This is a genomic window from Kineococcus glutinatus, from assembly GCF_039542765.1.
GTDB classification, from domain to species: domain Bacteria; phylum Actinomycetota; class Actinomycetes; order Actinomycetales; family Kineococcaceae; genus Kineococcus_A; species Kineococcus_A glutinatus.
The window spans coordinates 1-5408 of sequence record NZ_BAABIL010000375.1; the positions used below are offsets into that span (position 1 = coordinate 1).

General features: G+C 74.1%; 6 protein-coding genes. 4 read left to right on the forward strand and 2 right to left on the reverse strand.

Annotated elements, in window-relative coordinates:
- The 3 genes from ABEB16_RS13905 to ABEB16_RS13915 form a co-directional block, all read left to right on the forward strand.
- Positions 1–700 (forward strand): DUF3710 domain-containing protein (locus ABEB16_RS13905; RefSeq protein ID WP_345712839.1); only part of this gene is annotated, 700 nt, incomplete at its 5' end.
- A 70-nt stretch (positions 701–770) separates the two neighbouring features.
- Positions 771–1166, forward strand: coding sequence for an OB-fold nucleic acid binding domain-containing protein (locus ABEB16_RS13910; RefSeq protein WP_345712840.1), 396 nt, complete (start codon positions 771–773; stop codon positions 1164–1166).
- The gene (locus tag ABEB16_RS13915) at positions 1163–1930 is read left to right on the forward strand and encodes a DUF3159 domain-containing protein (RefSeq protein WP_345712841.1); all 768 of its coding nucleotides are present in this window, start codon (positions 1163–1165) and stop codon (positions 1928–1930) included. Before ABEB16_RS13910 ends, ABEB16_RS13915 begins: the two co-directional genes overlap by 4 nt.
- 18 nt (positions 1931–1948) lie before the next feature.
- Here the strand turns inward: ABEB16_RS13915 and ABEB16_RS13920 are convergent, their stop codons facing one another.
- Positions 1949–2620 (reverse strand): potassium channel family protein, encoded by a 672-nt coding sequence (locus ABEB16_RS13920; RefSeq protein WP_345712842.1) that lies wholly within the window; start codon positions 2618–2620, stop codon positions 1949–1951.
- The gene (locus ABEB16_RS13925; RefSeq protein WP_345712843.1) at positions 2620–3285 is read right to left on the reverse strand and encodes a potassium channel family protein; all 666 of its coding nucleotides are present in this window, start codon (positions 3283–3285) and stop codon (positions 2620–2622) included. Before ABEB16_RS13925 ends, ABEB16_RS13920 begins: the two co-directional genes overlap by 1 nt.
- Before the next feature lie 146 nt (positions 3286–3431).
- Between ABEB16_RS13925 and ABEB16_RS13930 the strand changes: the two genes are divergently transcribed.
- Positions 3432–5408, forward strand: a 1977-nt coding sequence (locus ABEB16_RS13930) for an APC family permease (protein ID WP_345712844.1), incomplete at its 3' end; no start/stop codon positions are given.

The window sequence follows — 5408 nt, forward strand, 5'->3', positions numbered from 1 at the left end:
GATCGGCGAGGCCGTCGCGGCGTCGGTGCGCTTCGACCGGTCGCAGGGCCCGTTCGACGCCTCCGAGGTGGGCGAGCCCGACGACCGCCTGGCGCTGGGCTGCCTGCGGTTGCGCGGTCGCGAGGGGATGGAGCTGCGCTTCGACGTCGAGGAGGGCAGCCAGCGGCCCATCGCGCTGACCGTCGTCCTCGGTGGCTCGTCGATGCAGCTGCAGCTGTTCGCCGCCCCCCGCACCCTGGGTCTCTGGGACGACATCCGCACCGAGATCGCCGCGGCCGTCTCCGAGCAGGGCGGCGCCGTCGACGAGGTGCCCGGCACGTTCGGCCGCGAGCTGCTGGCCCGGCTGCCCGTGCGCACCGAGGACGGCCGCACCGGTTTCCAGCCGACCCGCTTCGTCGGCGTCGACGGACCGCGCTGGTTCCTGCGCGCGGTGTTCGCCGGCGCCGCCGCGCACGACGCGGCGGCCGCGGAGGCGCTGGAGGGCGTGCTGCGGGACGTGGTCGTGGTCCGCGGCGCCGAGGCCATGGCCCCGCGGGAGCTGCTGGCGCTGAGCCTGCCCCGGATGGCGCCGCCACCCGGTGCGCAGGGCGGCGAGGGCGGCGAGGGCGGCGAGGAGCAGCCGGCGCAGGCCCCCGCCGACGGCGACCGGGACCCGCTGCAGCCCTTCGAGCGCGGCCCCGAGATCACCGAGGTGCGCTGACCGGACGGGTGGGGTGCTCCGGGTGGGTGCAGGGGCCCCGCGGGCGCCGGGGCGCGTCTACGCTGGTCGCGTGGCTAAGACTTCGGCGCCGTCCGGTGCGGCGCGCTGGCGACGTGTCCTGCAGCGGTTCACCGCCTCCGAGCTGGACCTGGCGGCCGTGGAGGAGCAGGAGGTGGCCGTCCGGCACGGCGGCACCCCGTGCCGGGCGCTGCCGGTGCGCCAGCGGGCGTGCGTGTGCGGTGCGCTGCGTTCGGTCACCCTGCAGCCGCGCGGTGGCGTGCCCACCCTGCAGGCGGAGCTCTTCGACGGTTCCGGCACCGTGGTGCTCGTGTGGCTGGGCCGCCGGCGCATCGCCGGTGTCGAGGTCGGGCGCCGCCTCACCGCGCGGGGGATGGTCGTCGAGGACGACGGCCGGCGGGTGATCTTCAACCCGCGGTACGAGCTCCTCACCCCGGAGACCGTGTGACGCCGCTGCCGTCCGCCCCGGACGGGACAGGGGCCGGCGGGCTCGGCGCCGACGACCCCGCGGCGGTGCCGCCGCGGCCCGCGGACGGTGCCGGGCCGGGCACCGTCGAGGAGGTCGTGCGCCACCGCCTGGACGCCGCGCTCGGCGGCTGGCGGGGGATGCTGGAGTCCGCCCTCCCCGCGCTCGCCTTCCTGCTGGCCTGGCTCTGGCGGGAGGACCTGCGCACCGCCGTCGTCGCCGCGGCGGTGCCGCTGCTCGGGTCGGTGGTGCTGCGCCTGCTGCGGCGGGAGACCCTGCAGCACGCCCTCGGCGGGGTGGTGGCCATCGCCGTCGCCGCCGCCATCGCCCAGCGGACGGGGCGCACCGAGGACTACTTCCTCTCCGGCATCCTGCTCAACGCCGGGCTCGCCGTGGTGTTCTCGGCCAGCATGCTGCTGCGCTGGCCGCTCGTGGGGTTCCTCGTCGGGTCCGTCACGGGCGAGGTCACGGCCTGGCGCCGCGATCCGGGTGTGCTGCGGCTGTGCCAGCACGTGACGGCCGTCTTCCTGGTGATGTACCTGCTGCGCGTCGTCGTCGAGCTGCCGCTGCTGCTGGCGGGCAGCACGACCGCGCTGGCGGTGAGCAAGCTGGTGCTGGGCTGGCCGCTGCTGGTGGCCGGGGTCGCGGTCATCGCGGCGATGCTGCTGCGCGGCCACACGCCGCTGTCCGATCCCGCGGTCCTCGGCGAGGGCCGCGGCGACGGCGAGCGCCCGGCGGGGGGCTGAGCTCCCGGCCGGGCGTCCTCAGAGGGCGTCGGGCTGCGGGGAGAGCAGCTCCTGCAGCTGTCCCTCGGAGTCCGGGTCGCTGATGAAGAGCAGGTGGTCGCCGACCTCCAGCACGTCGTCGACGTGGGGGGCCGAGGGCCGGTCGTTGCGCACGATCGCGACGAGCACGGTGTCCGGGGGCAGGGCCACCTGCCCGACCGTCCGCCCGAGCACGGGGGAGCCCTCGTCGAGGGTGAACTCCGACATGGTGGTGCGGCTCTGCTGGAAGCTGAACAGCCGCACGAGCTCGCCGACGCTGACGGCCTCCTCCACCAGGGCCGTCATGAGCCGGGGGGTGGAGACCGCCACGTCGACGCCCCAGGCCTCGTCGAAGAGCCACTCGTTCTTGGGGTTGTTGACCCGCGCGACGGTGCGGGGCACGCCGTACTCGGTCTTGGCCAGCAGCGAGACGACGAGGTTGGCCTTGTCGTCACCGGTGGCGGCCACGATGACGTCGCTCTCGGTGAGCCGTGCCTCGTCGAGGCTGCTGATCTCGCAGGCGTCGGCGAGCAGCCACTGGGCGTCGGGCACGCTGGGGATCTTCATGGCGGCGGGCGAGCGGTCGATGAGGAGCACGCGGTGGCCGTTGGCCAGCAGCTCCCGGGCGATGGAGCGGCCGACGATGCCGGCGCCGGCGATGACGACGCGCATCAGGACTCCTCCTCCGGGGTCGCGGCGAGCACGGCGGCGGCCTCCTCGACGCGGTGCTGCTCGCAGGTGGCGTGCACCACGTCGCCCTCCTGGTAGACGGTCGCGGGCGTGGGGACGAGGCCGACGCCGAGGCGGGTGACGTAGGCGATGCGCACGGCGGCGGCCTCCTCCAGCGCGGTGAGCCGGCGTCCCACCCAGGCCAGGTGCACGGGCATCTCGACGAGGGCGACGCGCCCGCTGGTGTCCAGGTACTCGGCGGCCGGCCCGTCGGGCAGCAGCCGGCGCAGCACCTGGTCGGCCGTCCAGCGCACGGTGGCGATCGTGGGGATGCCCAGGCGCTGGTAGACCTCGGCGCGGCCGGGGTCGTAGATGCGGGCCACGACGGTCTCGACGCCGAACTTCTCGCGCGCCACCCGCGCGGCGATGATGTTGGAGTTGTCGCCGCTGGAGACGGCCGCGAAGGCGCCGGCGTGCTCGATGCCGGCCTCCACGAGGGTGTCGTGGTCGAAGCCGACACCGGTGATGCGCCGGCCGCCGAAGCCGGTGCCCAGGCGGCGGAAGGCGTCGGCGTCCTGGTCGATGACGGCGACGCGGTGCTCCAGCCGCTCGAGGGTGGTGGCGAGGGTGGCCCCCACCCGCCCGCACCCCATGATCACGATGTGCACTGCTGCTCCGGTCGGTCGATCGGCCTCTGGACGCGGTCCGCCGGTGCTGCGCCACCCGGCGCCCGCACCGGCGCTGGCACGCTACCGCGCGCTCGCGCCGCGGGCGCGGGCTCCCCCGTCGGCCCGTCGGCCTACCATGGCCGTTCGTGCCGTCCCTCGCAGATCTCACGGACTCGGCCAAGCGCCTGCTGGTGGGTCGTCCCTTCCGCAGCGAGAAGCTGTCCGAGACCTTGCTGCCCAAGCGCATCGCGCTACCCGTCTTCGCCTCCGACGCGCTGTCCTCCGTGGCCTACGCGCCGGACGAGATCTTCCTCACCCTGTCGATCGCCGGGATCGCGGCCTACGCGGTCTCGCCGTGGGTGGCCCTGGCCGTCGTCGTGGTCATGGTGGTGGTGGTCACCTCCTACCGGCAGAACGTGCACGCCTACCCCTCCGGTGGCGGCGACTACGAGGTGGCGACGGTCAACCTGGGGCCCACGGCGGGCCTGACGGTGGCCAGCGCGCTGCTGGTGGACTACGTGCTGACGGTGGCGGTGTCGATCTCGTCGGCGGCGCAGTACGCGTCCACGGCGCTGACGTTCGTGCAGGGCCACGAGGTGCTCGTCGCGGTGGTGCTCGTGCTGCTGCTGATGTCGGCGAACCTGCGGGGCATCCGGGAGAGCGGCGCGGCCTTCGCGATCCCCACCTACCTCTTCATGCTGGCGATCATCGGCATGGCGGCGTGGGGCTTCGGGCGCTACCTGCTCGGCGACCTGCCGCAGGCGCAGAGCGCCCGGCTGGAGCTGCGGGCCGAGGACCACTTCACCGCGGGGCTGACGAGCCTGGCCGGCGGCTTCCTCGTCCTGCGGGCCTTCTCCTCCGGGTGCGCGGCCCTGACGGGGGTGGAGGCGATCAGCAACGGCGTGCCGGCCTTCCGCAAGCCCAAGAGCCGCAACGCCGCCACGACCCTGCTGCTGCTCGGGCTCATCGCGGTCACCATGCTCCTGAGCATCATCACCCTGGCCAACCTCACGGGCCTGCGCTTCGCCGAGGACCCGGCCACGCAGCTGCTGCGCGACGGCGTGCCGGTGGGTGACACCTACGTGCAGACCCCCGTCATCGGCCAGCTGGCCGACGCGGTCTTCGACCACTTCACCCCGGCCTTCTACCTGGTGACCGCCGCCACCGGGGTGATCCTGGTGCTGGCCGCGAACACGGCCTTCAACGGCTTCCCCGTGCTGGCCTCGATCCTGGCCCGCGACGGCTTCCTGCCCCGCCAGCTGCACACCCGCGGGGACCGGCTGGCCTTCTCCAACGGGATCATCGCCCTGGCCGGTGCGGCGATCATCCTCATCCTCGCCTTCGAGGCCGAGGTCACCCGGCTCATCCAGCTCTACATCGTCGGCGTCTTCGTGTCCTTCACGATGAGCCAGACCGGCATGATCCGGCACTGGACGCGGCTGCTGCGCACCGAGACCGACGCGGCGGCGCGGGCCCGGATGAAGCGCTCGCGCGTCATCAACACCGTCGGCCTGGCCATGACCGGCCTCGTGCTCGTCATCGTGCTGCTCACGAAGTTCGTGCAGGGCGCCTGGATCGCCATCCTCGCCATGGCCGTGATCTTCGTGAACATGCGCCTCATCCGCCGCCACTACACCGCCGTGGCGCGCGAGCTGGAGCCGCAGGTCACCCCGCAGGCGAAGGCGCTGCCCACGGGGGTGCGCGGCATCGTCCTGGTCTCCAAGCTGCACAAGCCGACGCTGCGGGCGCTGGCCTACGCCCGGGCCGCGCGGCTGACGGGCCTGGAGGCCGTCACGGTGGCCGTGGACCCGCGGGAGTCGGCCTCGCTGCAGCGCAGGTGGGACGAGGCGGAGATCCCGGTGCCGCTGACGGTGCTGGACTCCCCGTACCGCGAGATCATCCGGCCCGTCGTGGAGCACGTGAGGGCGCTGCGCGCCCGCCACCCGCGCGACCTGGTGATCGTGTACATCCCGGAGTACGTCGTGGGCCACTGGTGGGAGACGCTGCTGCACAACCAGTCGGCGCTGCGCCTGCGCGCCCGGCTGCGGTACACGCCGGGGGTGATGGTGGCCAGCGTGCCCTGGCAGCTGTCCTCCTCGGCGGGCCAGGAGGACCGCGTCGAG

What these genes read in the sequence shown, in the direction of transcription:
- ABEB16_RS13920 (WP_345712842.1), bottom strand. Translation starts at nt 2,620, where the DNA reads ATGCGCGTCGTCATCGCCGGCGCCGGCATCGTCGGCCGCTCCATCGCC.